This window comes from Pseudomonas sp. Irchel s3a12, from assembly GCF_900187485.1.
Taxonomy (GTDB): Bacteria; Pseudomonadota; Gammaproteobacteria; order Pseudomonadales; family Pseudomonadaceae; genus Aquipseudomonas; species Aquipseudomonas neuropathica.
The window spans coordinates 191318-217409 of sequence record NZ_FYDN01000005.1 but is presented as its reverse complement, the minus strand read 5'-3'; the positions used below and the strand labels follow the sequence as shown (position 1 = coordinate 217409).

At 59.5% G+C, this 26092-nt stretch carries 21 protein-coding genes and 1 pseudogene; 9 read left to right on the top strand and 13 right to left on the bottom strand.

Annotated features, from left to right (window positions below; translation table 11 throughout):
• Window positions 1-106 precede the first annotated feature (106 nt).
• Both CKW14_RS10855 and CKW14_RS10850 read right to left on the bottom strand, forming a co-directional pair.
• Window positions 107-676, bottom strand: coding sequence for a lipocalin family protein (locus tag CKW14_RS10855; protein ID WP_093430049.1), 570 nt, complete (start codon window positions 674-676; stop codon window positions 107-109).
• A gap of 30 nt (window positions 677-706) precedes the next feature.
• Window positions 707-961, bottom strand: coding sequence for a hypothetical protein (locus tag CKW14_RS10850; protein WP_003220802.1), 255 nt, complete (start codon window positions 959-961; stop codon window positions 707-709).
• A gap of 282 nt (window positions 962-1243) precedes the next feature.
• On the opposite strand from CKW14_RS10850, the pseudogene CKW14_RS30425 reads away from it, so the two are divergent.
• Window positions 1244-2278: pseudogene (locus tag CKW14_RS30425) on the top strand (cache domain-containing protein); the annotation flags it as partial.
• Between the two features lie 93 nt (window positions 2279-2371).
• A complete protein-coding gene (locus tag CKW14_RS30420; protein ID WP_371748298.1) occupies window positions 2372-3136 on the top strand; it encodes a methyl-accepting chemotaxis protein in 765 nt (254 codons plus the stop codon).
• Window positions 3137-3318: 182 nt separating this feature from the next.
• Here the strand turns inward: CKW14_RS30420 and CKW14_RS10840 are convergent, their stop codons facing one another.
• The 5 genes from CKW14_RS10840 to CKW14_RS10820 all read right to left on the bottom strand — a co-directional run bounded on the left by CKW14_RS10840 (window position 3319) and on the right by CKW14_RS10820 (window position 12818).
• Window positions 3319-3921 carry a DUF924 family protein gene (locus CKW14_RS10840; protein WP_095047177.1) on the bottom strand — a complete coding sequence of 201 codons (603 nt, stop codon included), beginning with the start codon at window positions 3919-3921 and terminating at the stop codon, window positions 3319-3321.
• A gap of 3 nt (window positions 3922-3924) precedes the next feature.
• Window positions 3925-4935, bottom strand: a complete 1011-nt coding sequence (locus CKW14_RS10835) for a class 1 fructose-bisphosphatase (RefSeq protein ID WP_007909265.1) — start codon at window positions 4933-4935, stop codon at window positions 3925-3927.
• Window positions 4936-5266: 331 nt separating this feature from the next.
• Window positions 5267-6631 (bottom strand): DUF3999 domain-containing protein, encoded by a 1365-nt coding sequence (locus tag CKW14_RS10830; RefSeq protein WP_095047176.1) that lies wholly within the window; start codon window positions 6629-6631, stop codon window positions 5267-5269.
• Window positions 6628-10200 carry a DUF2339 domain-containing protein gene (locus tag CKW14_RS10825; protein WP_095047175.1) on the bottom strand — a complete coding sequence of 1191 codons (3573 nt, stop codon included), beginning with the start codon at window positions 10198-10200 and terminating at the stop codon, window positions 6628-6630. Before CKW14_RS10825 ends, CKW14_RS10830 begins: the two co-directional genes overlap by 4 nt.
• 167 nt (window positions 10201-10367) lie before the next feature.
• Entirely contained in the window at window positions 10368-12818 is a 2451-nt protein-coding gene (locus CKW14_RS10820) for a glycogen/starch/alpha-glucan phosphorylase (RefSeq protein WP_095047174.1), read from the bottom strand.
• A gap of 259 nt (window positions 12819-13077) precedes the next feature.
• On the opposite strand from CKW14_RS10820, the gene CKW14_RS10815 reads away from it, so the two are divergent.
• Window positions 13078-13515, top strand: a complete 438-nt coding sequence (locus CKW14_RS10815) for a YkgJ family cysteine cluster protein (protein WP_093430042.1) — start codon at window positions 13078-13080, stop codon at window positions 13513-13515.
• A 279-nt stretch (window positions 13516-13794) separates the two neighbouring features.
• Here CKW14_RS10815 and typA read toward each other — a convergent pair whose 3' ends face one another.
• A complete protein-coding gene (typA, locus tag CKW14_RS10810; protein WP_095047173.1) occupies window positions 13795-15615 on the bottom strand; it encodes a translational GTPase TypA in 1821 nt (606 codons plus the stop codon).
• A gap of 139 nt (window positions 15616-15754) precedes the next feature.
• Window positions 15755-17209, bottom strand: a complete 1455-nt coding sequence (gene thiI, locus CKW14_RS10805; RefSeq protein ID WP_095047172.1) for a tRNA uracil 4-sulfurtransferase ThiI — start codon at window positions 17207-17209, stop codon at window positions 15755-15757.
• A 328-nt stretch (window positions 17210-17537) separates the two neighbouring features.
• On the opposite strand from thiI, the gene glnA reads away from it, so the two are divergent.
• The 5 genes from glnA to ntrC all read left to right on the top strand — a co-directional run bounded on the left by glnA (window position 17538) and on the right by ntrC (window position 23099).
• Entirely contained in the window at window positions 17538-18944 is a 1407-nt protein-coding gene (gene glnA, locus CKW14_RS10795; RefSeq protein ID WP_007909254.1) for a type I glutamate--ammonia ligase, read from the top strand.
• Between the two features lie 272 nt (window positions 18945-19216).
• Window positions 19217-19729, top strand: coding sequence for a DUF4124 domain-containing protein (locus tag CKW14_RS10790; RefSeq protein WP_095125304.1), 513 nt, complete (start codon window positions 19217-19219; stop codon window positions 19727-19729).
• A complete protein-coding gene (locus tag CKW14_RS10785; protein ID WP_095125303.1) occupies window positions 19726-20349 on the top strand; it encodes a DUF4124 domain-containing protein in 624 nt (207 codons plus the stop codon). Before CKW14_RS10790 ends, CKW14_RS10785 begins: the two co-directional genes overlap by 4 nt.
• A 231-nt stretch (window positions 20350-20580) precedes the next feature.
• On the top strand, window positions 20581-21666 hold the full coding sequence (glnL, locus tag CKW14_RS10780; protein ID WP_095047169.1) for a nitrogen regulation protein NR(II): 1086 nt from the start codon (window positions 20581-20583) through the stop codon (window positions 21664-21666).
• Window positions 21663-23099: a nitrogen regulation protein NR(I) gene (gene ntrC / locus CKW14_RS10775; RefSeq protein ID WP_007909238.1), complete on the top strand. Its 1437-nt coding sequence runs from the start codon at window positions 21663-21665 to the stop codon at window positions 23097-23099. Before glnL ends, ntrC begins: the two co-directional genes overlap by 4 nt.
• Before the next feature lie 606 nt (window positions 23100-23705).
• Here the strand turns inward: ntrC and CKW14_RS10770 are convergent.
• Window positions 23706-24143: a hypothetical protein gene (locus CKW14_RS10770; protein ID WP_095047168.1), complete on the bottom strand. Its 438-nt coding sequence runs from the start codon at window positions 24141-24143 to the stop codon at window positions 23706-23708.
• On the opposite strand from CKW14_RS10770, the gene CKW14_RS10765 reads away from it, so the two are divergent.
• Window positions 24142-24597 (top strand): tRNA (cytidine(34)-2'-O)-methyltransferase, encoded by a 456-nt coding sequence (locus CKW14_RS10765; RefSeq protein WP_007909235.1) that lies wholly within the window; start codon window positions 24142-24144, stop codon window positions 24595-24597. The genes CKW14_RS10770 and CKW14_RS10765 overlap by 2 nt on opposite strands.
• Before the next feature lie 166 nt (window positions 24598-24763).
• Here the strand turns inward: CKW14_RS10765 and secB are convergent, their stop codons facing one another.
• Genes secB through CKW14_RS10750 form a run of 3 tightly spaced genes read right to left on the bottom strand, consistent with a single transcriptional unit; the run spans window position 24764 to window position 25976 of the window.
• Window positions 24764-25249, bottom strand: a complete 486-nt coding sequence (secB, locus tag CKW14_RS10760) for a protein-export chaperone SecB (RefSeq protein WP_007909233.1) — start codon at window positions 25247-25249, stop codon at window positions 24764-24766.
• A 57-nt stretch (window positions 25250-25306) separates the two neighbouring features.
• Window positions 25307-25561 carry a glutaredoxin 3 gene (gene grxC, locus CKW14_RS10755; RefSeq protein WP_038359971.1) on the bottom strand — a complete coding sequence of 85 codons (255 nt, stop codon included), beginning with the start codon at window positions 25559-25561 and terminating at the stop codon, window positions 25307-25309.
• A gap of 1 nt (window position 25562) precedes the next feature.
• Window positions 25563-25976 (bottom strand): rhodanese-like domain-containing protein, encoded by a 414-nt coding sequence (locus CKW14_RS10750; protein WP_095125302.1) that lies wholly within the window; start codon window positions 25974-25976, stop codon window positions 25563-25565.
• Window positions 25977-26092: the final 116 nt, after the last annotated feature.

Here is a 26092-nt window from a genome sequence, read left to right as displayed (position 1 = left end):
GCTCTGCGTGGGAATGCAGCCCGGGACGCTCTGCGTCCCACAAGCGGACGCAGAGCGTCCATTGAGACACTCCCACGCGAAGCGTGGGAGCGATCAGGATGGGTGATTAATTTGAGGTCTTGGCCATCTGCCGATCCGACGCGCGCCAGATCAATCGCGTGGTGTCATAGCCTTGCTGACGTGCCTTGCTCAGCAGCTCTTCACGGACCACCCCGTTGACGGTCGGTGTGCGCGACAGCAACCACATGTACTTGCGACTCGGGTCACCGACGATGGCGGTCTTGTAGTCATCGCTGACGTACAGCACCCAGTATTCGCCTTTCGCCACACCCGGAATCAGACGTGAGAACCAGGTATCGAATTCGACCCAGAGCTTGTCGGTCTTGCCCGGCACCTGTGGATAAGCCGTGCCCTTGGCTTCTTCCCACTGCCAGTCCGGAGTCAGGCAGCGATTGAGCACCGCGACATTGCCGTCAGGCTTGAGGGTGTAATGGGCTTCGGACTGCGCGCAATTGCGCTGGAAATACATCGGCAAGCGCGCCAGTTCATACCAGGTGCCCTGATAACGCTTGAGATTGACGCTGTTGACGGTTTTCGGCGCCAACGGGTCGACGCCGGAAGTGGCGCAGCCGGCCAGTACCAGGCCGGCAAAAAGGATCAGCAATAACCGCTTCATTTTTCTTCTCCGTGGGCGCGAAGCCCCGGTTTACTTCAGGCCTTGGCCGGAAAACATCAGCACTTTGTCACCGGCGTACTGCACGCTGATAAAGCTGTTCTTGTCGCCCCAAGTGCAACTGGACATGCCGAGCGCGCCCGAGCAATCGGTGGGCTTGCCGAGCAGAGTCTCGACTTCGGCCTTGGCCATACCGGCCGAGAGCTTCGAATAGTTTTCCTGATTGACCTTGCTGCATGCGGCCAACAGCACGCAAAACGTCAGAAGGGCGATAGATCGCAGCGACATGGTGTAACTCCTGGAACGAGGGGGGGATGGCATGGTGCCAACCAGAAGCTTAGAAGAGAAAACCCTCATCTGGTTCCGTGGGGGAATGGCTATTTATTAGCCCGCCCGTCTGGCATTTGCCGATAAATCAGCCACTTTGTAACGCTATTGAGCATTTCGTCGCCTTTCGCCAAAGACGCCTAATCTTTGGCGCACCGCGGTCGACATAAAAGCAGCGCAAAGCCCCCGAGTGTGGCAAATTGCCGCCCTTTCTTGACCAGTCCCTTCGCGGTAGTTCATTCGATGACCAGAAACATGAAATTCAGCCACAAGATCTTGTTGGCTGCCGCCCTCGTGGTGGCCATTGCGTTCGCCTGTTTCATTTTCTTCAACGACTATCGACAGCGCGAAGCCTTGAACAGCAGCACCGAAGCCTCGATGCAGGAGCTGGGCAGCCTGACCACCAGCAACATCCAGACCTGGCTGGAAAGCCGCATTCAATTGCTGCAATCGCTGTCGCAGCAAGTCGCCGTCGACGGCAACGCCCCCGCCAACCTGAAACGCATCATCGACCTGCCCGCCTACACCGGCAATTTCCAGCTCAGCTACTTCGGCGGCGCTGACGGCGTGATGTTCTCGGTGCCGGCCGGCAACCGCGCACCGGATTACGATCCACGCGCCCGGGGCTGGTACAAAGCGGCAAACAGCGCGCAACAGACCATCGTCACCGAACCGTACATCGCCGCGTCCTCGGGCAAACTGGTAATCACCGTTGCCACGCCGGTACAGCGCCAAGGGCAGATGCTCGGCGTCGCCGGTGCCGACATCGACCTGACCAGTGTCAGCGCAATCATCAACTCGCTGAACTTCGGTGGCCACGGCCACGCGTTCATCGTCAGTGCTGACGGCAAGATCCTGATCCACCCGGACAGCAAACTGGTGCTCAAAACCCTCTCCGAGGCCTATCCGAATGGTGCGCCGAAAGTCAGCCCGGGCCTGAAAGAAGTCGAGCTCGACGGCAAAACCCAACTGATCTCCTTCACCCACATCAACGGCGTGCCGTCGGCCGACTGGTACGTGGCGCTGGTACTCGATAAAGACACCGCGTTTGCAATGCTCAGCGAATTCCGCACCTCGGCGCTGATCGCCATGGTTATTGCCGTGGTGATCATCATCGCCCTGCTCGGCATGCTCATTCGCGTGCTGATGCAACCGTTGCTGACCATGGGCCGCGCGATGCACGACATCGCCGAAGGTGAAGGCGACCTGACTAAACGTCTGGTAATCCACGGCAACGACGAGTTCGGCGCGCTAGGCACCTCGTTCAACCGTTTCGTCGAGCGCATTCACACCTCGATCCGTGAAGTGTCTTCGGCCACCGGCCAGGTCAACGAAGTCGCCCTGCGCGTAGTCGCGGCGTCGAACTCGTCGATGTACAACTCCGATCAGCAGTCCAGCCGTACCAACAGCGTCGCCGCCGCGATCAACCAACTCGGCGCCGCCGCGCAGGAAATCGCCCAGAACGCCGCCCTCGCCTCGCAGCACTCCAGCGATGCCCGCAGCCTCGCGGTCGACGGTCAGCAGGTTGTGGATAAAACCATCCAGGCCATGCAGCAGTTGTCGGCGAAGATCAGCGATTCGTGCGGCAACATCGAAACCCTGAACAGCAACACGGTGAACATCGGCCAGATTCTCGAAGTGATCACCAGCATTTCCCAGCAGACCAACCTGCTCGCGCTCAACGCCGCGATTGAAGCGGCGCGTGCCGGTGAAGCGGGTCGTGGTTTTGCCGTGGTGGCGGATGAAGTGCGCAACCTCGCGCACCGTACCCAGGATTCGGCGCAGCAAGTGCAAAAGATGATCGAAGAGCTGCAAGTCGGCGCGCGTCAGGCGGTCAGCATCATGACCGAGAGCCAGCGTGAGAGTGAAAGCAGTGTCGGCATCGCCAACCAGGCCGGTGAGCGATTGGGTAGCGTGACTCAGCGTATTGGAGAGATCGACGGGATGAACCAGTCGGTGGCTACCGCGACTGAAGAGCAGACGGCGGTGGTTGAGTCGATCAATGTCGATATCAACGAGATCAACACGCTGAATCAGGAAGGTGTGGAGAACTTGCAGGCGACGTTGCGGGCGTGCTCGGATCTTGAGCAGCAGGCGGCGCGGTTGAAGCAATTGGTGGGTAGTTTCAGGATCTGAAGATCAAGGGCTTTACCCCCTCACCCCAGCCCTCTCCCCCAAGGGGGCGAGGGGGAAAGGGAGCCAATCTTCATGTTGTTCAAACTTGAGTTCGACTCGATATCTCAGGTCGATGTATCAAGCCCAGACACCTCGGTCAGTCCCCTCTCCCTCAGGGAGAGGGCTAGGGTGAGGGTAAGCTCTTAAAATCTAGAGCCAGGCTCAGAAAGAAACACCAACTCCTCAGCCGTAGACTCTCGCCCCAACACCGCATTGCGATGAGGAAACCGGCCAAACCGTGCAATCACCTTTTGATGCCGCTCGGCATAATCCAGATTGTCGGCAAACACCGATCGCTCCCCTTCCGGCTGTTCAGCCACCAACTCAATAAATCTGGAAACCGCTTCGTTCTGCACCGCAAGATTCTCGCAGTGCTCAAACACCAGATAAATGAATACGCGCTGAATCGGTTTCAACTGCCGATCGAAATCCGCAGCAATGCCTTGCGCAACGAGCTTCTGCGCACGCAGATCGCCGGAGAAAGCTTTGGGAGAGTCGCGAAAGATCATTCGCGGCAGTTGGTCGAGCAGTAACACCACCGCCAGCCAACCTTCGGGACGTTGCGTCCACTCGGTCAATTCGCCAGCCAGGGCCTGATCGACAAAGACCCCGAAACGCTCACGCGCTTCGAGGTCTTGGCTGTCTCGCTTACCGAACCACAACTTGCCCTTGTCAGCCGCTATCTCGTCGGGGGATTCGGCATGTCCGAACCACCAATCGAGCAACGGCTGCCAGGGCGCGGTCATGGTTTATTCCTTGTGGTAGGCCGTAGCGCGGGCGACTTCTTCTTTCGAACCGAGGAACACCGCTACGCGCTGGTGCAGGCCTTCCGGCTGAATGTCGAGGATGCGCTGGTGACCGTCAGTGGACGCGCCGCCCGCTTGTTCCACCAGGAACGACATCGGGTTGGCTTCGTACATCAGACGCAGTTTGCCTGGCTTGGATGGCTCGCGGCTGTCGCGCGGGTACATGAACAGACCGCCACGAGTCAGGATGCGGTGTACGTCGGCAACCATCGCCGCGACCCAGCGCATGTTGTAGTTCTTTTTCAGCGGACCTTCTTCACCGGCCAGCAACTCGCCAACGTAACGTTGTACCGGGGCTTCCCAGTGACGCTGGTTGGACATGTTGATCGCAAATTCCTGGGTCGACTCAGGAATGGTGATGTCTTCGTGGGTCAGCACGAAGCTGCCCATTTCGCGGTCGAGGGTGAAACCTTTGACGCCGTCGCCCAAGGTCAGTACCAGCATGGTTTGCGGGCCGTAGATCGCGTAACCGGCGGCAACCTGCTGGGTGCCTGGCTGCAGGAAGGCTTTTTCGTTCAGCGGCTCGTTCTGGCTCAGGTATTCGTTCGGGCAACGCAGTACCGAGAAGATGGTGCCGACCGGGGCGTTGATGTCGATGTTCGACGAGCCGTCCAGTGGGTCGAATACCAGCAGGTACGCGCCTTTCGGGTATTTGCCCGGGATCTGGTAGGCGTTGTCCATTTCTTCGGACGCCATGCCGGCCAGGTGACCGCCCCATTCGTTGGCTTCGAGCAGGATCTCGTTGGAGATCACATCGAGTTTCTTCTGCACTTCGCCTTGGACGTTTTCAGTGCCCATGCTGCCCAGAACACCACCCAGGGCGCCTTTGGACACGGCGTGGCTGATTTCTTTGCAAGCACGCGCGACCACTTCGATCAGGAAACGCAGATCGGCAGGAGTGTTATTGCTGCGGGTCTGCTCAATCAAATAGCGACTCAGGGTAACGCGGGACATGGACGGCTCCGGTGGAATGGGGGGCTAAAAACCCGCGCAGTTTACAGGGAGTCTGAAAACGTAGCGAGCGAAGACGCCCGGTAACGTGCGTTGGGGTGTATTTGCCTGTATGAGACGTGATTGTCGGAGGAGAGTTCAGGTAGCGGGTTTAGCGTAGACGGGTTCGGGACGGGTGGTGGCTAAGTGGAGCGGCAGTTTGAGTATTTTTATTGGCTGGTAGGCCGCTATCGCGAGCAGGCTCACTCCTACAGTTGATCGCATTCCATCTGGAGAAATGCAATCAACTGTAGGAGTGAGCCTGCTCGCGATCGGGTGCGCAGCACCCGCCTTTTCAGGATTTGGCAGGAGGCTTGCGCAATAAACTAAACGCCATTGCCCCCAAAAACACCACACTCAACAACAACACCGCCCACAAGCCGATCTTCTTCCAATTGGTCTCAGCCACCGCCGCCGTAGTCGCCGTTGAAGTCTGCGTCACAACCACCTCACCCTGAACCACAGCCTTACCCAACCCCGCCAACTTCTCCGGTTTGAAATCCGGAATCAGCGTCGCCAGCGGCAAGTTCGCCGTCTTCACCGTCGCATTGCCCACCGCCAAACTAAACGGCCCCTCGCCCCGCGCGAGGAAAACCACCTGCGTCGCCCGCACCGCATATTTCAGACTCGGCGCCTGCTCGCCCAAACCACCGCCGCGCTCATCCACGCTCAGTTTCAACTGCTGCACGGTCTGCCCGTAGAGCGGCAATTCGTTCTGCACCACATCCTGGCCATTCTGGGTCAGGCGGTACAGCAAGCCACTGCTCAGCGTTTGCCACGGCAAGCTGCTTTCACGACGGCCGGCCAGCGTCACCGGCGCCAGGCTGTTCGGCTGTTTCAATTCAACCTGCACGCGCTCAATGTTCAACCCCATCGGCAACTGCCAGGCGTACTCCCCGGCCTTGGAGCTGCTGCCGGCCAATGCCGGCGACCAGACCAATGGCAGCGGCAAATCGCGCGGATCACTGCTTTTCAATTGTGCCGCCGTCAGGATCGGCGCCGAATTCGGCGACTCCCACAGCAACCGCACATAGCGCGCCGATTGCCCCGGCAACGTCACTTCGTGCTGCTCGATGCGCTCATCGGAAAAGGTCAGCCGCGCGACCTGCCCCTCGCCCCACGCTTGCCAGTGTTGCAGATCGTCGCTGGCTTCAATGCTGAAGCGCTGGAAGCCGTCGCGCTCGCTGGTCCAGTCGAGGATCAACTGCTGCAACGGCGCCTTGATCGCGCTGGCATCCAGCAGCCAGCCACGTAGCACCTCTTCACCCACCTCCAACTGACTGGACGGCTGCACCTCGACCAGCGTGCCGTTGGTGGTCGATTGCACACGCACATTCGGCGCGCGTTCGCTGGCGTCGGCGGCGTTGTACAGCGGGAACCATTTCACCTCATGCAACCGGCCGTCGTCGCGGGTCTGCGCTGATTCGCGCGCCAAGGCGTAGGCCTGCGCTTCGCCGGCAGCGTTGAACACCCGCAAGTCACTGAGATCAGTCTGGCGCGCCTGCAATTGCACGCTCAACGGCAATTCGAGGCGATACCACGGGCCGTTGCCGCTCACCGCCAGCGGCACCTGCGTGGCGAAGTCCGCCGGTTTTTCCTGAGCGCCGGCCGCCATCACCACGCCCAACGCCAACCAACCCAGATTTCGCATGCGACTCAAGATGAAACTCCTTCGGTGTCCGGGGCCGGTTTGTCCGCCGCCGGTTCAGCGTCGACGCGCTTGGGCGGCAGTGGCGCGAAATAGCCGACCACCAGCAGCAACACGCCGACACCGATAAACGAGACGATCCGGGCGAGACCGCCACGGTTGCTCAATTCGACAAAAATCAGTTTGGCCACCACCAACGCAATCAGCGCCGCGCCAATCAGCCACACTTCGCGACGATGGCGCAGATGGCCGCCGATCATCAGGCCCAGCGCCATCAACGTCCAGACGATGGACAATCCGGCCTGCACCAGCATTGAGGCGAGCAACGTATCCAGCTCGAACGGGATGCCGGCCCAATGGTGCGCCGCGCGGGTGACCAACGCGGTGCAGAAGGCGAACAGCGAAACCCCGGCGACCAGTTGCGTCGCGTAATCGGCGTAGTCCTGGCGAATCGACAACTGCGAAACCGCGCTGCGCGACCAGACGTAAACACCGAACAATGCGAACAACAAACCCAGCTCCAATGGATTGAGCAGCGGCACGTATGGCAGCGGCTCGGCGTTGCCATCGCTGACACCATTCGCCAGCCAGAACCACGCCAGCATCAACACTGCCAACGGCGCGGCGGCATACAAGCGATATTCGCTAGGGAATGCCGCCACGGGCCACGGCCAACTGCGCGGTGCCGCCGCCAGCAGCAGATACAGGCTCGGAAGAATCGCCCAGCCCAGCCAACGCCAAGCGTTGTATTGCTCGGACAACAGCAGCAGACCGTAGCGCAACTCCAGCGCCAGAACACCAATCAGCAGCCAGCAGCCGAGCACATGCGCCGCGCTCAAGGCGCGCGCCGGCAACATCGGCGCCAAACGTCGCAAGCTGAAGAAATGCACGGCGAACACTGCTGCCCACGCCAGCCAACCGAAATCGGCCGCCGGGTGATAACGCGAATGCCAGGCAGCGAGCAACACCAGACCCGCCGCCGGAATCAGCAAGGTGCAGAGCAAGCCCAGCGCCGGCCATTTCAACCGCAGCGCCAGCACCGCCCACAGCGCCACACTGATCGCCACGACCAATAGCAACAACGTGCCTTGCAGATTCGGCGGAGCAAACCGCAGTACTTCACTGACCCACGCCAGCGTCCACCAACCAGCGCCCCACACCAGCAGCACTTCGGACAAACGCTGCAGACTCAGCGCATCGAATGCTGAAGCGTGATTGCCCAGTTGCAGGCGCCAGGCACCGATCATCGCAGCCAAGCCTAGTACCAGCGGTGTCCAGAATCCGCCATGGGCCAACGGTTTCAGGCCTTCGCTGGACAGTGGCCCAAGCAACTCGGGGCCGGCCAGCAAAAACGCCGCGCCACCAATCAACTGCAACAGCAGACCAAAGACAAAACTTACGCGCTGCTTGAGGTACAGGCTCAGCCAGATGATCAGCAAACCACTCGCGGCCCACACCGCACTCGCCGTTTGCCATGGCAGCACGAACAGCACCGCCAGATTGATCAGCACCAAACCGGCCAGCAGCACCACCGACAGCCCCCGCAACAGACGCACATCGCCACGCACCATTTCATCGCGAGCCGCCAACAGCATGCCGGCGATCAACGCCAGCCCGATCAACGACGCGCTGAGCAACCCGCTCCAGCCGGCGCTGAACACCGCCGCCGAATCCTCGCCCGCGCCTTGCAGACGCAACAGGAACAACGCACCGCCAAGCAACTGCACGGCAAACGCGCTGAACAGGAACGTGCGCGATTGAATGCGCAGACCGACCAACAGAGTTGCCAACCCGGCCAGCGCCCAACTAATCGCCGTGGCTTGAACGAAGAAGAACAGCGGCGCCAGCAGATAGAGGAAGGTCAGGCCCAGACACGCCAACACCGGCAAGCCTTGACGCTCCCAAGGTGATGCCTGTTCCGGCGAGGCCTTGCGCAATTGATAGAAACTGAACAGCAACGCAATGCCGAGCATCAGCGCACCCAGCGGAGCACCGTCAAGCAGACTGCTCTCGCCGACGCGCAACTGACTGAGAAACGCCAACGCCGACCCCAGTTGCAGCAGCAAGGCAAACGCCCGAGCGAACGGTCGATGCTGACGCAGACCGAGCCAGAAAATCCCCGCGCCTTCCACTGCCCATGCCGCCGAGGTCCAGCGCGCATCCAGCCCCAGCGGAATGGCCAGACTGGCGAAAATCACCCCGAGCGCCAGACAGGTTTCACCCAGCAGCACCGCGCGCCCGCCCAGCAACACCTTGGCCAGTGTCATGTAGATCATGCCCAGCGCCAGTGCACTGAATGCTGCTGCAAATTCCAGATGCTGCACCAGCGCAAACTGCAAACCAAAGCCAATGATCGGCGGTCCGAACAGCATCGTGCCGTCGACGTAATCGCCCTTGCGCGCCGACCAGTGCAGCAACGCTTCGCGATCGCCATCCGTAGGTGCATCGGGCATGTCGAGCAATTTGCGGCGGGCGAACAGCAGGCCGATGGCGAGGTACATCAGGAAGAACAGGATCAGGAACGGCTCGGTGCTCCACAACAGTTCCGGCGCATACGAACGAAGGCCCCAGGCGAAGCCGATGCCAAAGGTGCCGACGAAACCAATCAGGTTGAGCAGACGCCAGGCTTTGAACCAGGCGATGGCAAGAATGCCGGCGTTGAGTAGTGCGAAATAGCTGAACAGCGCGACGTGGTTGCCGGCGCCGGTCGAGGTCAGGATCGGCGCCGCGAAACCGCCCAATGCCGCCGCTGCGGCTAGCCCTAAAGCATCTTGAGTGATGGCGAGAATCGCCGAGAAAACGGTGACCGCCACCAGCAGGCCGAGCGCGGCCGATGGATCAAGCAACGGATGCAGACGCATCGCCGCAAACACCGTCAAATACAGCACCGCGATCCCGGTGCCTTGCAGCATCAACGCGTAATTGCTGTTGCGCCGCCGCAGCCACCAGCCCAGCGCGAGCAGGCCCAACGCGGCCGCCGCAACACCGGCGTAACGCAACTCGATCGGCACGACCATGCCTTCGGTGGCGTAGCGCAGCAGGAATGCGAGACCGAAGAACAGCAACACCACACCGACCCGCAGCACGGTGTTGCCGCCAAACAACCAATTGCGCGCGGCGCTGATACCGCGCTCGACAAGGTTCGGGCCACGGGGTTCGGCAGGCTCTTGCGGTTCGGACGTAACGGCGTCGAGGCGCCAGACATCAGCGGGCAGCGGTTGACTGATTTCGCTGGCGACGGCGGACAGCGGTTCCAGTTCGGGCGGCAGCTCCCAGACCAGTTCAGGTGCTGGAGCTGCTTCTACGACTGTGACTGGTTCAGCAACAGGTTCGGGACCCGGTGGCGGCGCGGCACGAACCGGGGCACCTTCGAGCAGAAACAGGCGCTGTTCGACGCCCTGCAAAGCGATCTTCGCCAGCTCAAGTTGACGCTGCTGCTCCATAGCCTGCGAGCCTAGCCGCGCGATGCGGATCGTCTGCCCGATCACCAGCCCCAGCAACGCGCCCAATAGCGCATCACTGAACGACTCGTCGAGCAGCCAGCCGAGCACCAGCCCGATCAACATGAACATCCATTGCATGGTCGATATCCCTAAGCGCGAAGGCTAATCCGGGAAGATTAGCGCAGCCTGACCCAAAAAGATCGCAGCCTGCGGAAGCTCCTACAGGGTTATGTGAACACCTCTGTAGGAGCTGCCGCAGGCTGCGATCTTTTCCGGCGCGCGATTATATCGAGCCGAGTGGAAAGTTACTCCAACGCTTTCCAGATATCCGTGGCGTACTCGCGAATCGTCCGGTCAGACGAGAACCAGCCCATCCGCGCCGTGTTGAGCACTGCTGAGCGCCACCAGTTGTTGGAGTCGTGCCAGTGCGCCTCAACGCGTTTCTGCGCTTCCCAGTAGGAGTCGAAGTCGGCGCAGACCAGGAAGCGGTCGTAATCCACCAGCGAATCGATCAGCCCGGTATAGCGCGAGGTGTCGTCCGGCGAGAACACCCCGCTGCGAATCGCTTGCAGCACATCGTTCAAACGATGGGATGCAGCGATGTCTGGCACTGCGCTGAACTCATGATTCTGTTTACGCGCTTCCACCTGCTGCGCGCTGAGACCGAAGATAAACATGTGCTCGGCCCCGATGCGTTCGCACATTTCCACGTTGGCGCCGTCCAGTGTGCCAATGGTCAGCGCGCCGTTGAGGCCGAACTTCATGTTACTGGTGCCTGATGCTTCGAAGCCGGCAGTGGAAATCTGCTCGGACAAGTCCGCCGCCGGAATGATGCTTTCCGCCAGGCTGACGTTGTAGTTGGGCAGGAACACCACTTTCAGCAGGCCGCGCACGGTCGGGTCGTTGTTCACCACCCGCGCGATGTCGTTGGTCAGCTTGATGATCAGTTTGGCCTGGTGATAACTCGCCGCCGCTTTACCGGCGAAGATTTTCACCCGTGGCACCCAATCGACTTCCGGTTCGGCGCGGATCGCCTGATACAGCGCCACGGTGTGCATCAGGTTGAGCAACTGACGTTTATATTCGTGGATGCGTTTGACCTGTACATCGAACATCGCCGCCGGGTTGACCGCGATACCCAGCCGTTCGTGAATCAGATAGGCCAGCGCTTTTTTGCTGTGCAGCCGTTGTTCGGCAAAAGCTTTGCGGAACGCGGTTTTTTCGGCGAACGGCTCGAGATCGAGCAGACGCTCTTCGGGGTTATCCAATAGATCCGGGCCGAGCGCGTCGACCAGCATCGAAGTCAGTTCGGAGTTGGCCTGATACAACCAGCGGCGGAAGGTAATGCCGTTGGTTTTGTTGTTGATCCGCTCCGGATAGAGCTTGTGCAGTTCGGCAAACACGGTTTTGCGCATCAGTTGCGTATGCAGTCCGGACACGCCGTTGACGCTGTGCGAACCGAGGAACGCGAGGTTACCCATGCGCACACGGCGACCGTTGTCTTCTTCGATCAGCGACACCGCGCGCAGCACGTCGAAATCGTGAATGCCTTTGGCGCGCAGCGAGTCGATATGCTGGGCATTGATCAGATAAATGATCTGCATATGTCGCGGCAGCATGCGTTCCATCAAGCCCACCGGCCAGGTTTCCAGCGCTTCCGGCAGCAACGTGTGGTTGGTATACGACAGCGTGTCGACGGTGACTTGCCACGCCGCATCCCAAGCCACGTCGTAGACGTCGACCAGTTGGCGCATCAGTTCGGCGACGGCAATCGAAGGGTGTGTATCGTTGAGCTGGATCGCCGCGTGATCGCCAAGGGTCAGCACCGAGGTGTGCATGTTGCGATGGCGGCGCAGCAGATCCTGCAAGGAAGCAGCGACGAAGAAGTATTCCTGACGCAAGCGCAGCTCCTGCCCCGCTTCGGTGCTGTCCGCCGGGTAGAGCACGCGGGAGATACTTTCGGCCCGGGCCACTTCGGCGACGGCGCCCAAGTGGTCACCGGCGTTGAAGCGCTCCAGGTGCAAATCTTCCATGGCGCGCGCACGCCACAGGCGCAGTGTATTGACGCTCGCCCCGCGCCAGCCAACGACCGGCGTGTCATAAGCGATCGCGCGGACAGTTTCTGCCGGCGACCAGACTTGTTTGGACTTGCCGGAGATGTCGGTGACGGTTTCGACGCTGCCGCCGAAGCCGATGGAGTAGACGACCTCTGGCCGCTCGAACTCCCACGGGTTGCCGAAATCCAGCCAGTGCTCGGTCTGTTCCTGCTGCCAGCCGTCGACGATGGCCTGGCGGAACAAGCCGTGTTCATATCGAATGCCATAACCGTGGCCGGCGATGCCGAGGGTCGACATGCTTTCCATGAAGCACGCGGCCAGACGACCGAGGCCGCCGTTACCGAGCGCTGCATCAGGTTCCAGCAAACGGATACGCTCCAGGTCGACACCGAGTTCAGTCAGCGCTTCACGGGCGACGTCGAGCAAGCCAAGGTTGCTCAGACTGTCGTAGAGCAAGCGGCCGATGAGGAACTCCAGCGAGAGGTAATACACCCGTTTCTGACCTTTGCGGTAGATCTGCCGGGTGTGGTCCATCCAGTGCTCGACCATGTGATCACGCGCAGCCAAAGCGATGGCTTCGAACCAGTCATGGTCGAAGGCGTGGTCGGGGTCTTTGCCCACCGCGTAGGTGAGCTTGGTCAGGACGGCGTCGCGGAATGCGGCCACCTCTGCTTCGCGAACTAGTGGTTCTTGAGTCATCAATAGGACCTCGAGCGAGCGGGAATTGTCTGAGCCTAGACGGTCTGACCGACGGTCGCGGCGCTGGTTCGGCAGTTTTTCCTGAGACGGTGCGATGGCCCGGCATTACCCTGGCGGATGGGCTAATGAATGCAGGGGCCGTGCCGAATTTTCCGGCAAAGTGCCTGCATGGAGAAAAAATCTGGCGAAAGGTTGTTCAAAAATCCACCAGTCCCGGTATGATCGCGCGCCCTGATGCACACACGCCTGGTAACTCCCGATGATGAAGCCCAACCTGATTGCCGCCGCCGAGATCGATCGTCTCGATACGTGGGCGAAATATTCGGCCCCGATGTGCGGCTCCTGCATGTCCAGCTGCTGCACGCTGCCGGTCGAAGTAAAGATCAAGGATCTGGTGCGCATCGGCGTAGTTGATGAGTTCGAACTGGGCGATCCGCCGAAGAACATCGCCAAGCGTTTGCAAAAGGAAGGCCTGGTCGAGCGCTTCAATCAGAAGTCGGGGATCTTCACCCTGCAGCGCATGAGCAACAACGATTGCTACTACCTGGATCGTAAGAGCCGCTTGTGCACCATTTATGACAAGCGCCCGGACACGTGCCGCAATCACCCGAAGATCGGACCGCGTCCTGGGTATTGCGCTTATAAGCCGAAGGAAGTTGAGCGCGTGCAGAATTTCCGCGCGATCGAGCGCTTCTGAACGACGCTGAGTTCTTCGGTAGCCGTTAAACCCCAGCCCCTCACCCCAGCCCTCTCCCGAGGGAGAGGGAGCCGATCTCTGTCGCTTCCAAACCTGAGGTCGACTCGATTACTCAGGTCGATGCAAAGCCAAAGAACAACTCGGTCAGTCCCCTCTCCCTCTGGGAGAGGGCTAGGGTGAGGGGCTCTTGATCTTCAAGACCCAACCTGCGTTTCCCCCAGACAAACAAAAACGCCCCCGGTCTCGCGACCGGGGGCGTTTTTTTAAGCTCGGGCTAAATTACGCCTTGGCTTTCTTGGCAGCGCGGGTACGCTCGCTTTCGTCCAGGATCTTCTTGCGAAGACGGATGGACTTAGGAGTAACTTCGCACAGCTCGTCTTCCTGGATGTATTCCAGAGCCTGTTCCAGAGTGAAGCGAACAGGTGGTACCAGAGCGATGGTTTCGTCTTTACCCGAAGCACGCATGTTGTCGAGCTTCTTGCCTTTGGTCGGGTTTACACCCAGGTCGTTGTCGCGGCTGTTCTGACCAACGATTTGACCGTTGTAGATCTCCTGGCCGTGTTCTACGAACAGCTTGCCACGAGCCTGCAGGGTTTCCAGCGAGTAGGTCAGTGCCTTGCCGGTTTCAACCGAAACCAGAACGCCGTTCTGACGGCCGGACATGTGGCCCGACTTGACGGTGTCGTAGCGATCGAAGATCGAGGTCAGGATGCCAGCACCGTTGGTCAGGGTCAGGAACTGGTTACGGAAACCGATCAGACCGCGAGCAGGGATGTTGTATTCCAGACGAACACGGCCCTTGCCATCAGGAACCATGTTGCTCAGGTCGCCTTTACGCAGACCCATCTCTTCCATGACCTTGCCCTGAGCTTCTTCAGGGATGTCGATGGTCACGTTTTCGAACGGTTCTTGTTTAACGCCGTTCACTTCACGAATGATTACTTCAGGACGGCCCAGGGCCAGTTCGAAGCCTTCGCGACGCATGGTTTCGATCAGTACCGAGAGGTGCAGCTCACCACGGCCGGAAACCTTGAACTTGTCAGCGGTATCGCCTTCTTCAACGCGCAGTGCAACGTTGTACAGCAGCTCTTTGTCCAGACGGTCCTTGATGTTGCGGGACGTCACGAACTTGCCTTCTTTACCGCAGAATGGCGAGTCGTTTACCTGGAAGGTCATCGAAACGGTTGGCTCGTCAACGGTCAGAGGCTTCATCGCCTCGACAGTGTCCGGGTGGCACAGGGTGTCGGAGATGAACAGCGAGTCCATGCCGCTGATGCAAACGATATCGCCTGCTGCAGCTTCTTCAACGTCAACGCGGTGCAGACCGTGGTGACCCATCAGTTTCAGGATACGGCCGTTGCGACGCTTGCCGTCGGCACCGATCGCCACAACCGGAGTGTTCGGCTTGACGCGGCCACGAGCGATACGGCCAACGCCGATAACACCCAGGAAGCTGTTGTAGTCCAGAGCGGAGATCTGCATCTGGAACGCGCCGTCACGGTCAACAGCCGGAGGCGGAACGTGGTCGACTACCGCTTGGTACAGCGGGGTCATGTCTTCCGCCATGGCGGTGTGATCCAGACCGGCAATGCCGTTCAGGGCCGAAGCGTAAACAACCTGGAAGTCCAGTTGTTCTTCGGTCGCACCGAGGTTGTCGAACAGGTCGAAGATCTGGTCCAGAACCCAGTCCGGACGTGCGCCTGGACGGTCAACCTTGTTGATCACCACGATTGGACGCAGGCCGGCTTCGAAAGCCTTCTTGGTCACGAAACGGGTTTGCGGCATAGGGCCGTCTTGAGCGTCAACCAGCAGCAGAACGGAGTCAACCATCGACATTACACGTTCAACTTCACCGCCGAAGTCGGCGTGGCCCGGGGTGTCCACGATGTTGATGTGGTAGCCGTTCCAGTTGATGGCGGTGTTTTTCGCCAGAATGGTAATACCGCGCTCTTTTTCCTGGTCGTTGGAGTCCATCACGCGCTCGTCGTTGAGCTCGTTGCGCTCCAGGGTGCCGGATTGACGCAGGAGTTTGTCTACCAGGGTGGTTTTACCATGGTCAACGTGGGCAATGATGGCGATGTTGCGTAGATTTTCGATCACTTGTGTATCTCGATCAGAGGATTCGGTTTGCTGACAAGTCTTGGCAGCGATTAGCAGTAGTGTCCGGCATGGCCGTTACAGCTTGACGGCGGTGTCGGGGGGCCGGTGACGCAGGCCACAGGCAAACAGCCCCGGGCACTTAGCTCGGTCGATAAACGCGCACATTGGCATGCCCCTCACTGAGCAAATGGTGAGCATGCAGGCGACTCATCACGCCTTTGTCGCAATACAGCAGGTACTGGCGAGTCGGATCCAGCTCCTTGAAACGAGCGTTCACTGCGTAGAACGGCATCGTCTGTACTTCTACGCCAGCGAGTTCCAGCGGCTCATCCTCGGCGGCATCCGGGTGACGGATGTCGATCACGATCTGACCGGCCAGTGCTTCGCTGACTTCTTCAATCTGTACGTCCTGGCCCAATTCGTCGATCACCCGATCGATCGGCACCAGTTTGGCGTTTTCGAGCGCACGCTCGAGCACCGCCATGTCGAATTCTTTCTCTTCGTGCTCAACGCGACCGCGTTTGGCGGCCGTCTTCGGATTGACCGAAATGACCCCACAGTACTCCGGCATGTGCCGGGCGAAATCGGCGGTGCCAATCTCGTTGGCCGTGTCGATGATGTCCTGTTTGTGCGCCACGATCAGCGGACGCAGGACCAGTTTGTCGGTCACGCAGTCGATCACCGACAGATTCGGCAGGGTCTGGCTCGACACCTGGGAGATCGCCTCGCCGGTAACCAGCGCTTCGATGTGCAGGCGATCGGCGATGTTGGAAGCCGCGCGCAACATCATACGCTTCAATACGACGCCCATATGACTGTTATCGACTTTGCCGAGAATTTCGCCCAACACTTCTTCGAACGGAACACTGACAAATAGCACGCGTTGCGAGCTGCCGTACTTCTTCCAGATGAAATGCGCGACTTCCATCACGCCCAATTCATGGGCACGACCGCCCAGATTGAAGAAGCAGAAGTGCGTCATCAGGCCGCGACGAATGATCTGGTACGCCGCAACGGTTGAGTCAAAGCCGCCGGACATCAATACCAGCGTCTGCTCCAACGCACCGAGCGGGTAACCGCCGATGCCGTTGTGCTGGCTGTGGATAACAAATAACCGTTTGTCGCGAACTTCGATGCGGACTTCGATTTCCGGCGCTTTCAGGTCAATACCGGCAGCACCACACTCACGGCGCAGCTTGCTGCCGACGTATTTTTCGACGTCCATCGAGCTGAAGGTGTGCTTGCCCGCGCGCTTGCAGCGCACCGAAAAAATCTTCCCGGCCAGTGCATCGCCATAGTGCTGTTTGCACTTCTCGGTGATGTCGTCGAAGTCGCCCAGCGGGTACTCGTCGATCTGCAGAAAGTGCGCGATGCCCGGCATGCAGGTCAGGCGCTCACCCATCTCTTTCAAGGCTTTGGGGTCGGTAACGCGGGTTTCCAACTCGAGATTGTCCCACACACCGTTCACCACCACGGCCGGGTCCAGGTCACGGAGCACGGTGCGGATGTTCTTGGCCAACTGGCGGATGAACTTCGTCCGGACAGGTCGGCTTTTGATGGTGATCTCGGGGAAGACTTTTACGATTAGTTTCATGAAAACAGCGCGCGAACGGCCAGCCGAAAAAGGGGGGCGCGGATTATAGCGGAAATTGCTCAAGGTTTAACCAGTTAATGTGCAGAAGGTTTTGCACGCACCAAAACAGGTCATTTCTGACTTAAGACGCTACATTAGAGGGCGAGATTTTCCGCAATCAGGTGCTTTGCACCTTTATAAGCGTGAATTTGGGGCAAAAAACCCATGCTGGGGCACTGGCATGCAATTTGCTCCCTTGTGAGGCAGGTTGCCTTGGCAGAGTATTCGCGCCGGCATCACCCAAATTCAAGGGCATCCACTACCAAGCCCGAAGCCACCCGGAGGACATATGTCGAAGACGGTTCAACTCATCAAAGATCATGACGTCAAGTGGATTGATCTGCGCTTCACGGACACCAAAGGCACTCAGCACCACGTGACCATGCCGGCTCGCGATGCGCTGGATGAAGACTTCTTCGAAGTCGGCAAGATGTTCGACGGTTCCTCCATTGCTGGCTGGAAAGGCATCGAAGCCTCCGACATGATCCTGATGCCGGTTGACGAAACTGCCGTTCTCGACCCGTTCACCGAAGACGCCACCCTGATCCTGGTGTGCGACATCATCGAACCTTCGAGCATGCAAGGCTACGACCGCGACCCACGTGCGATCGCCAAGCGTGCCGAAGAACACCTGAAAGCCACCGGTATCGGTGACACCGTGTTCGCTGGTCCAGAGCCAGAATTCTTCATCTTTGACTCGGTGAAATTCAAGTCGGACATCTCCGGCTCGATGTTCAAGATCTACTCCGAGCAAGGTTCGTGGATGTCCGACCAGGACATCGAAGGTGGCAACAAAGGTCACCGTCCAGGCGTCAAAGGCGGCTACTTCCCGGTTCCGCCGTTCGACCACGACCACGAAATCCGTACCTCCATGTGCAACGCACTGGAAGAAATGGGCCTGACCGTCGAAGTTCACCACCACGAAGTGGCAACTGCCGGCCAGAACGAAATCGGCGTCAAGTTCAACACCCTGGTGAAGAAAGCCGACGAAACCCAAACCCTGAAGTACGTTGTGCACAACGTTGCTGATGCATACGGCCGCACCGCGACCTTCATGCCGAAGCCACTGTACGGCGACAACGGTTCGGGCATGCACGTACACATGTCGATCTGGAAAGACGGCAAGAACACCTTCGCCGGTGAAGGCTATGCCGGCCTGTCCGATACCGCTCTGTACTTCATCGGCGGCATTATCAAACACGGTAAGGCCCTGAACGGCTTCACCAACCCGGCGACCAACTCCTACAAGCGTCTGGTACCAGGCTTCGAAGCTCCGGTAATGCTGGCCTACTCGGCTCGCAACCGTTCCGCTTCGATCCGTATTCCTTACGTGTCGAGCCCGAAAGCCCGCCGTATCGAAGCACGCTTCCCGGATCCGGCTGCCAACCCGTACCTGGCCTTCGCAGCTCTGCTGATGGCCGGTCTGGACGGTATCCAGAACAAGATCCACCCAGGCGACGCAGCTGACAAAAACCTGTACGACCTGCCGCCTGAAGAGGCGAAAGAGATTCCACAAGTTTGCGGCAGCCTGAAAGAAGCCCTGGAAGAGCTGGACAAGGGCCGCGCGTTCCTGACCAAGGGCGGCGTGTTCTCCGACGACTTCATCGACGCTTACATCGCGCTGAAATCGGAAGAAGAAATCAAGGTTCGCACCTTCGTACACCCACTGGAATATGAGCTGTACTACAGCTGCTGATCCGGTAGCGCTGCGTTACGTGGCGTGAGTGAAAGAGGCCTCCTTCGGGAGGCCTTTTTTATTGCCCGCGATTTATGGCGTCACGCAGGTCCCTGCTCGCGAAAGCGTCGTATCCGTCACCATCACTGTCAATGACGCACCGCATTCGCGAGCAGGCTCGCTCCCACAAGGGATTTGTGGTGTCTGAATGATCTCTGGATGTTTGCCGGGTTGGGCCAACCGCCGCGTCTGGCCTATGCTGCACCCCATCGCTTTCAATCCCGGTCGATTTCATGGGTCGCACCTTTCTCTACATTCTGCTGCTGATCGCCCTGCCCGCCGCCGCGCAGATCTACAAGTACACCGACGCCAACGGCAACACGGTCTACAGCGATCACTCGCCCGATGGTGTGCAGGCGCAGCCGGTGGAGTTGCCGCCGCTTAACAGGGTCGAGCCGCAAACACCGAGCACACCGCCTGCATCCAGCACCGAAACCCGTGAGCCTGCGCGCAACGCCTACGACATTCTTGAACTCGCTGGTCTACCCACCGAAGAGGCCCTGCGCGCCAATAACGGTACGTTCACCGTCCAAGTGCTGATCAAGCCGCGTCTGCAACCGCCGCATCAGTTAAGGCTGGTATTGGACGATGAGCCTTACGGCCAGCCGAGCAACGTGCCGATCCTACAATTGGTGAACGTTGATCGCGGCGAACATCGTCTAGCGGTGCAGGTGATTGACGGGCAGACGGTCATCCAGCAGAGCGCGCCAGTCCCTCTCAGCGTACAGCGGGTGCACAAGCCATGATTCGTGCGTGGCTGATCGCGGTGCTGGCGCTGCTCACGCTACAAGCATCGGCTGAGGTGTTCACTTATATCGATGCCCAAGGTAATCGCATCTACACCGACCAGCCGCGTGGCAATGCCAAGCGCGTACCGATCGCGACCAGCAATCGCATGTCCGCAAACCCCACCGTCGCCGTGCCGATCACGACTGCAAAAAAAACCCCAGAGCAACCGCCCTTCCACTACGACATGCTGCGCATTCTGGTACCTGAACCCGATGCAACGATTCGCAGCAGCGCCGGCGAAATCATCGTCAGCGTCACCAGCGAACCGGGCCTGCAAAAAGGTCATCGTTATCGACTGCTGCTGGATGGCCAAGCCACCGGCGAACCGGGGCTGAGCCCGGTCTTCCCGCTAAACAACATCGATCGTGGCAGCCACAATCTTTCGGTGGAAATCCTCGATGCCGAAGGGCGCACGGTGGAACGCACTGCCAACCAGCCCTTCCACATGCTACGCATATCCCTCGCACAGAAACGCCAGGTCAAGCCGTGCACCACCGACGATTACGGCATCCGTCCGGAATGCCCCTTGAAAGACAAACCGCCCGAGCCGAAAAACCCCTTTCTGCGTTTCTTCTAACGCCATTCACCTTTGCGCACTATATTGGTGCGCAAGACTGCACCGTACCCATATCTCAACCCATTTTGGTTCGAAAGTACCCGCGAGTGCTGGCCGACTGCCACGCAAAAGAGCGTCAAACGCCTGTTTCATGGGTTGAACGCTTCTTTTCGGAGCCTTGGTTTGGTTTTTGCATTTTCCCGATACCGACGCTTGTTACTTGCGCACGCTCCGCCCCCAAAAGAGGCTCTGATGACTATTAGCGACGCAATCCACCGTTTGCTGCTCGACAACCTGACCACCGCCACCATCCTGCTCGACGCCGAATTGCGCCTTGAGTACATGAACCCGGCGGCGGAGATGCTCCTCGCCATCAGCGGGCAGCGCAGCCATGGACAGTTCATCAGCGAGCTGTTCACCGAATCCACCGAGGCGCTCAATTCCCTGCGCCAGGCAGTGGAGCAGGCGCATCCGTTCACCAAGCGCGAGGCGATGCTTACCGCCCTCACTGGCCAGACGTTGACCGTGGATTACGCGGTGACGCCAATCCTCAGCAATGGCGCGACCATGCTCCTGCTGGAGGTCCATCCGCGTGACCGCTTGCTGCGGATCACCAAGGAGGAGGCGCAGCTGTCCAAGCAGGAAACCAGCAAGATGTTGGTACGCGGCCTCGCTCACGAGATCAAGAATCCGCTCGGTGGCATCCGCGGCGCCGCGCAATTGCTGGCCCGCGAACTGCCGGAAGAAAGTCTGCGCGATTACACCAACGTGATCATTGAAGAAGCCGACCGCCTGCGCAATCTGGTCGACCGCATGCTCGGCTCGAACAAACTGCCATCGCTGGCGATGTGCAACGTTCATGAAGTGCTGGAGCGCGTCTGCCAACTGGTCGAAGCGGAAAGCCAGGGCTGCATCACCTTGGTGCGTGATTACGACCCAAGCATCCCCGACGTGCTGATCGACCGCGAACAAATGATTCAGGCGGTGTTGAACATCGTACGCAACGCGATGCAAGCGATCAGCAGCCAGAACGAATTGCGCCTTGGCCGCATCAGCCTGCGTACCCGGACCATGCGCCAGTTCACCATCGGCCACGTCCGCCATCGTCTGGTGACCAAGATCGAAATCATCGACAACGGCCCGGGGATCCCGGCGGAACTTCAGGAAACCATTTTCTTTCCCATGGTCAGCGGACGCCCGGACGGTACCGGACTCGGCCTGGCCATTACCCAGAACATCATCAGCCAGCACCAGGGCCTGATCGAGTGTGACAGCCATCCAGGCCACACCACCTTCTCGATCTTTTTGCCACTGGAACAAGGAGCCACATCGACATGAGCCGTAGTGAAACTGTGTGGATCGTCGATGACGACCGTTCTATCCGTTGGGTTCTGGAAAAGGCCTTGCAGCAGGAAGGCATGACCACCCAGAGTTTCGACAGCGCCGATGGCGTGATGAGTCGCCTGGCCCGTCAGCAGCCAGACGTGATCATTTCCGACATTCGCATGCCCGGTGCCAGCGGTCTGGATTTGTTGGCGCGGATTCGCGAGCAGCACCCACGGTTGCCGGTCATTATCATGACCGCTCACTCCGATCTGGACAGCGCTGTCGCCTCGTATCAGGGCGGCGCGTTCGAGTACCTGCCGAAGCCGTTCGACGTCGATGAGGCGGTCTCGCTGGTCAAACGTGCAAACCAGCACGCACAAGAACAGCAAGGCCTGGAAGTGGTGCCGGCACTGACGCGCACCCCGGAAATCATCGGCGAAGCGCCGGCGATGCAGGAAGTGTTTCGCGCCATCGGCCGCTTGAGCCACTCCAACATCACCGTGTTGATCAACGGCGAATCCGGTACCGGTAAAGAACTGGTGGCCCACGCCCTGCACCGCCACAGTCCGCGCGCGGCCTCGCCATTCATTGCGCTGAACATGGCGGCGATCCCCAAGGATCTGATGGAATCCGAGCTGTTCGGCCATGAGAAAGGTGCGTTCACCGGCGCGGCAAACCTGCGTCGCGGCCGCTTTGAACAGGCTGACGGCGGCACGCTGTTCCTCGATGAAATCGGTGATATGCCGGCCGACACCCAAACCCGTTTGCTACGGGTTCTGGCCGATGGCGAGTTCTATCGTGTGGGCGGCCACGTGCCAGTCAAAGTCGATGTGCGCATCATCGCCGCGACGCACCAGAATCTGGAAACCCTGGTGCACGCCGGCAAGTTCCGCGAGGACTTGTTCCACCGCCTCAACGTAATCCGTATCCACATCCCGCGCCTCTCCGATCGTCGTGAGGACATCCCGACCCTGGCCAAGCACTTCCTCAGCCGCGCGGCGCAAGAGCTGGCGGTGGAACCGAAGCTGCTGAAGAGCGAGACCGAGGAATACCTGAAGAACCTGCCGTGGGGCGGCAACGTACGTCAGCTGGAGAATACGTGCCGCTGGATCACGGTGATGGCGTCCGGGCGCGAAGTGCACATCAGCGACCTGCCGCCAGAACTGCTGAACCTGCCGCAGGACTCGGCGCCAGTGACCAATTGGGAGCAAGCACTGCGTCAGTGGGCCGATCAGGCCTTGGCGCGTGGCCAGTCGAGCCTGCTCGACAGCGCGGTACCGGCGTTCGAGCGGATCATGATCGAGACGGCTTTGAAGCACACCGCCGGGCGTCGTCGCGATGCCGCCGTTTTGCTGGGTTGGGGGCGCAATACCCTGACGCGCAAGATCAAGGAATTGGGGATGAAGGTCGATGGCGGGGATGATGATGAGGGGGATGAGGGTTAACGCTTGAGAATTGTTGTGTGCTCAGGATCCATCCCCCTCACCCCAGCCCTCTCCCCCAAGGGGTAGAGGGGGAAGGGAGCCGATTTATGTGATGTTCAAAATCTGAGTTCGGCTCGGTATTTCAGGTCGGTTTATTTTGACCGGGCAACTCGCTAAGTCCCCTCTCCCTCTGGGAGAGGGCTAGGGTGAGGGGCAGCCGTGCACCGCATCAATGCACAATGACCCGCGATCGCGCACAGCCGCATCTGCATCCTTCATTCTGAAAACACCGACAAAACCATTATCCAAGTACACAAAAGCCCCGAGTTCCGGGGCTTTCGTATTTCTGATCAGCTTTTTTGTTTCAGCAAATGAAAACCTGGCACGCCCCCTGCATTACCTCTTACAGGTGATTCGATTCACCACCCGTTTCGGGGACCTTGGTACAGGCAGGCCGGGGATTCCCCTCTTTACACCGGGCTCATACCGCAACGCGACGAGCCCACCCTTTTGGGATCCTTGGTACAGGCAGGCCGGGGGTTCCCTCTTTACACCGGACCGACGCTAGCAGCGAAGTCCATCCTTTTGGGACCCCTGATACAGGCAGGTCAGGGATTCCCGCTTTTATTACTCGCGGAGATGGATTTCCAGCCGCCAGCGGTCATCGACCTCACTGCCGACCCAATCGCCCTGCAGCGGCCGCGCCGCCAGCACCGTTAGCAACAACCCTCCGTCACTCGCTCGCGTCCGCCAGTTCACATCTTTGCCATTGAGCTTGAGCTGGCCCTTCTGCGCCGGGCCCTCAGCCTGAAACAGCAGCGCCACCGTGCCATCGATGATTTCGCCGTGCAGCTTGGGCTCGTTGTTGAACCACACCACCAACCCTTGATCCGTCACCTCGACCTGCTGCAACACCGTCGGATCCGGCGTGGTCAGGCGGCCGATCATCAAGCCGATCATCAAGCCGACAATTGCCAGCGAACCGATGACTCGCGGCAATAGTTTCGAACGGTTGTCCACAGGCGGCGTAGAATGCCGCTCATCTTTACCTTCGGAGCCGTGCATGTTTCACGTCATCCTTTTTCAACCAGAAATTCCGCCGAATACCGGCAACGTTATCAGGCTGTGCGCCAACAGCGGCTGCCACCTGCATTTGATCGAACCGCTGGGCTTCGAGATGGACGACAAGCGCCTGCGCCGTGCCGGTCTCGATTACCACGAATATGCCACGCTGCAACGTCACGCGGACCTGGCCAGTTGCCTGGAAAGCCTGGGCAACCCAAGACTGTTTGCGTTCACCACCAAGGGTTCGCGACCGTTTCATGATGCCGCGTTTGTTCCTGGCGATGCGTTCATCTTCGGCCCGGAAAGCCGTGGCCTGCCGCCGGAAGTGCTCGACGCGCTGCCGCCGGAACAGCGCCTGCGCCTGCCGATGCGCGAAGGCTGCCGCAGCCTGAACCTGTCCAACACCGTGGCGGTGGCCGTGTACGAAGCCTGGCGCCAGAACGACTTCAAGTAACACCACACCTGATCGTTCCCACGCTCTGCGTGGGAATGCAGCCCGTGACGCTCCGCGTCACTGGACGCGGAGCGTCCCCAGAGGCATTCCCACGCGGAGCGTAGGAACGATCAGCCAAGAAAAAAGCGCCTGTTACGGCGCTTTTTTCTTTGTAGCCCAGACCGTCTTACTGAACGGTTGGCGTCTCGCCGCTTTCCTGCATGCGCTGCAGCTCTTGCGCGTACAGAGCATCGAAGTTCACCGGGGCCAGCATCAGGGCCGGGAACGAACCACGGGTCACCAGGCTGTCCAAGGTTTCGCGCGCGTACGGGAACAGGATGTTCGGGCAGAACGCACCCAGGGTGTGGCTCATCGAAGCCGCGTCCAGGTTCTTGATCAGGAAGATACCGGCCTGTTGCACTTCAGCGATGAAGGCGACTTCTTCACCGTTTTTCACGGTGACGGACAGGGTCAGCACGACTTCGTAAAAATCACCTTCCAGCGCTTTCTGACGAGTGTTCAGATCCAGAGCGACCGCCGGATCCCACTGCTGGCGGAAGATCGCCGGGCTTTTCGGGGCTTCGAAGGACAGGTCGCGTACGTAGATGCGCTGCAAGGAGAATTGCGGTGCGGTTTCTTCTTCGCTGGCTGCAGTGTTCTGTTGGTCAGTCATCTCAGATCCTTATCGATCTTGGGTCTTTTAGGGAGTGCTGTACGTGGGTGCAGCCGTTCAGGCCTTGAGCAGCGCGTCGAGCTTGCCGGCGCGCTCCAGGGCATACAAATCGTCACAACCGCCGATGTGCTTGCTGCCGATCCAGATCTGCGGCACGGACGTACGTCCGGCTTTCTGGGTCATTTCAGCGCGCACTTGCGGCTTGCCATCGACCTTGATCTCTTTGAAGGCCACGCCTTTGTTCTCGAGCAGGTATTTGGCTCGCGAGCAATAAGGGCAGTAATCGCTGGAGTAGACGATGACTTCGCTCATATCACTTCACCAACGGCAGGTTGTCGCCTTTCCAGCTGGAAATACCGCCGGACAGCTTGGCGGCGGTGAAGCCGGATTTCATCAGCTCGCGGGCGTGGGTGCCAGCGGTCTGGCCCAGCGCGTCGACCAGAATGATGGTCTTGGCCTTGTGTTTTTCCAGCTCGCCGATACGCGCAGCCAGTTTGTCCTGGGGAATGTTCACCGCGCCAACGATGTGGCCGGAAGCAAAATCCTTGGCCGGACGGATGTCCACCACCACGCCTGCGTCTTTGTTGACCAACGCGGTCAGTTCGCCGGTGCTCAGGCTTTTACCGCCGCCCTGCATCGTGTGCGCCAGCAGCAGAGCCAGCAGTACGACGAAGATACCGACAAGAATGTAGTGGTTAGTGGCAAATTCAATCAGGTGAGCAACCATCGAAGGAGGTTCCAGGGCGTTAAAATGTCGGCCAGTATACACAGCCACTATGGTCGGCCAAACCCCGTCCGGCGGTGACGCGGTCGGAACTTAGCTTTAAACTCCAACTCCCTTTT

What these genes read in the sequence shown, in the direction of transcription:
- CKW14_RS10855 (WP_093430049.1), bottom strand. Translation starts at nt 676, where the DNA reads ATGAAGCGGTTATTGCTGATCCTTTTTGCCGGCCTGGTACTGGCCGGC.
- CKW14_RS10850 (WP_003220802.1), bottom strand. Translation starts at nt 961, where the DNA reads ATGTCGCTGCGATCTATCGCCCTTCTGACGTTTTGCGTGCTGTTGGCC.
- CKW14_RS30420 (WP_371748298.1), top strand. Translation starts at nt 2,372, where the DNA reads ATGTACAACTCCGATCAGCAGTCCAGCCGTACCAACAGCGTCGCCGCC.
- CKW14_RS10840 (WP_095047177.1), bottom strand. Translation starts at nt 3,921, where the DNA reads ATGACCGCGCCCTGGCAGCCGTTGCTCGATTGGTGGTTCGGACATGCC.
- CKW14_RS10835 (WP_007909265.1), bottom strand. Translation starts at nt 4,935, where the DNA reads ATGTCCCGCGTTACCCTGAGTCGCTATTTGATTGAGCAGACCCGCAGC.
- CKW14_RS10825 (WP_095047175.1), bottom strand. Translation starts at nt 10,200, where the DNA reads ATGCAATGGATGTTCATGTTGATCGGGCTGGTGCTCGGCTGGCTGCTC.
- CKW14_RS10820 (WP_095047174.1), bottom strand. Translation starts at nt 12,818, where the DNA reads ATGACTCAAGAACCACTAGTTCGCGAAGCAGAGGTGGCCGCATTCCGC.
- CKW14_RS10815 (WP_093430042.1), top strand. Translation starts at nt 13,078, where the DNA reads ATGATGAAGCCCAACCTGATTGCCGCCGCCGAGATCGATCGTCTCGAT.
- thiI (WP_095047172.1), bottom strand. Translation starts at nt 17,209, where the DNA reads ATGAAACTAATCGTAAAAGTCTTCCCCGAGATCACCATCAAAAGCCGA.
- glnA (WP_007909254.1), top strand. Translation starts at nt 17,538, where the DNA reads ATGTCGAAGACGGTTCAACTCATCAAAGATCATGACGTCAAGTGGATT.
- CKW14_RS10790 (WP_095125304.1), top strand. Translation starts at nt 19,217, where the DNA reads ATGGGTCGCACCTTTCTCTACATTCTGCTGCTGATCGCCCTGCCCGCC.
- CKW14_RS10785 (WP_095125303.1), top strand. Translation starts at nt 19,726, where the DNA reads ATGATTCGTGCGTGGCTGATCGCGGTGCTGGCGCTGCTCACGCTACAA.
- glnL (WP_095047169.1), top strand. Translation starts at nt 20,581, where the DNA reads ATGACTATTAGCGACGCAATCCACCGTTTGCTGCTCGACAACCTGACC.
- ntrC (WP_007909238.1), top strand. Translation starts at nt 21,663, where the DNA reads ATGAGCCGTAGTGAAACTGTGTGGATCGTCGATGACGACCGTTCTATC.
- CKW14_RS10765 (WP_007909235.1), top strand. Translation starts at nt 24,142, where the DNA reads ATGTTTCACGTCATCCTTTTTCAACCAGAAATTCCGCCGAATACCGGC.
- CKW14_RS10770 (WP_095047168.1), bottom strand. Translation starts at nt 24,143, where the DNA reads ATGCACGGCTCCGAAGGTAAAGATGAGCGGCATTCTACGCCGCCTGTG.
- secB (WP_007909233.1), bottom strand. Translation starts at nt 25,249, where the DNA reads ATGACTGACCAACAGAACACTGCAGCCAGCGAAGAAGAAACCGCACCG.
- grxC (WP_038359971.1), bottom strand. Translation starts at nt 25,561, where the DNA reads ATGAGCGAAGTCATCGTCTACTCCAGCGATTACTGCCCTTATTGCTCG.
- CKW14_RS10750 (WP_095125302.1), bottom strand. Translation starts at nt 25,976, where the DNA reads ATGGTTGCTCACCTGATTGAATTTGCCACTAACCACTACATTCTTGTC.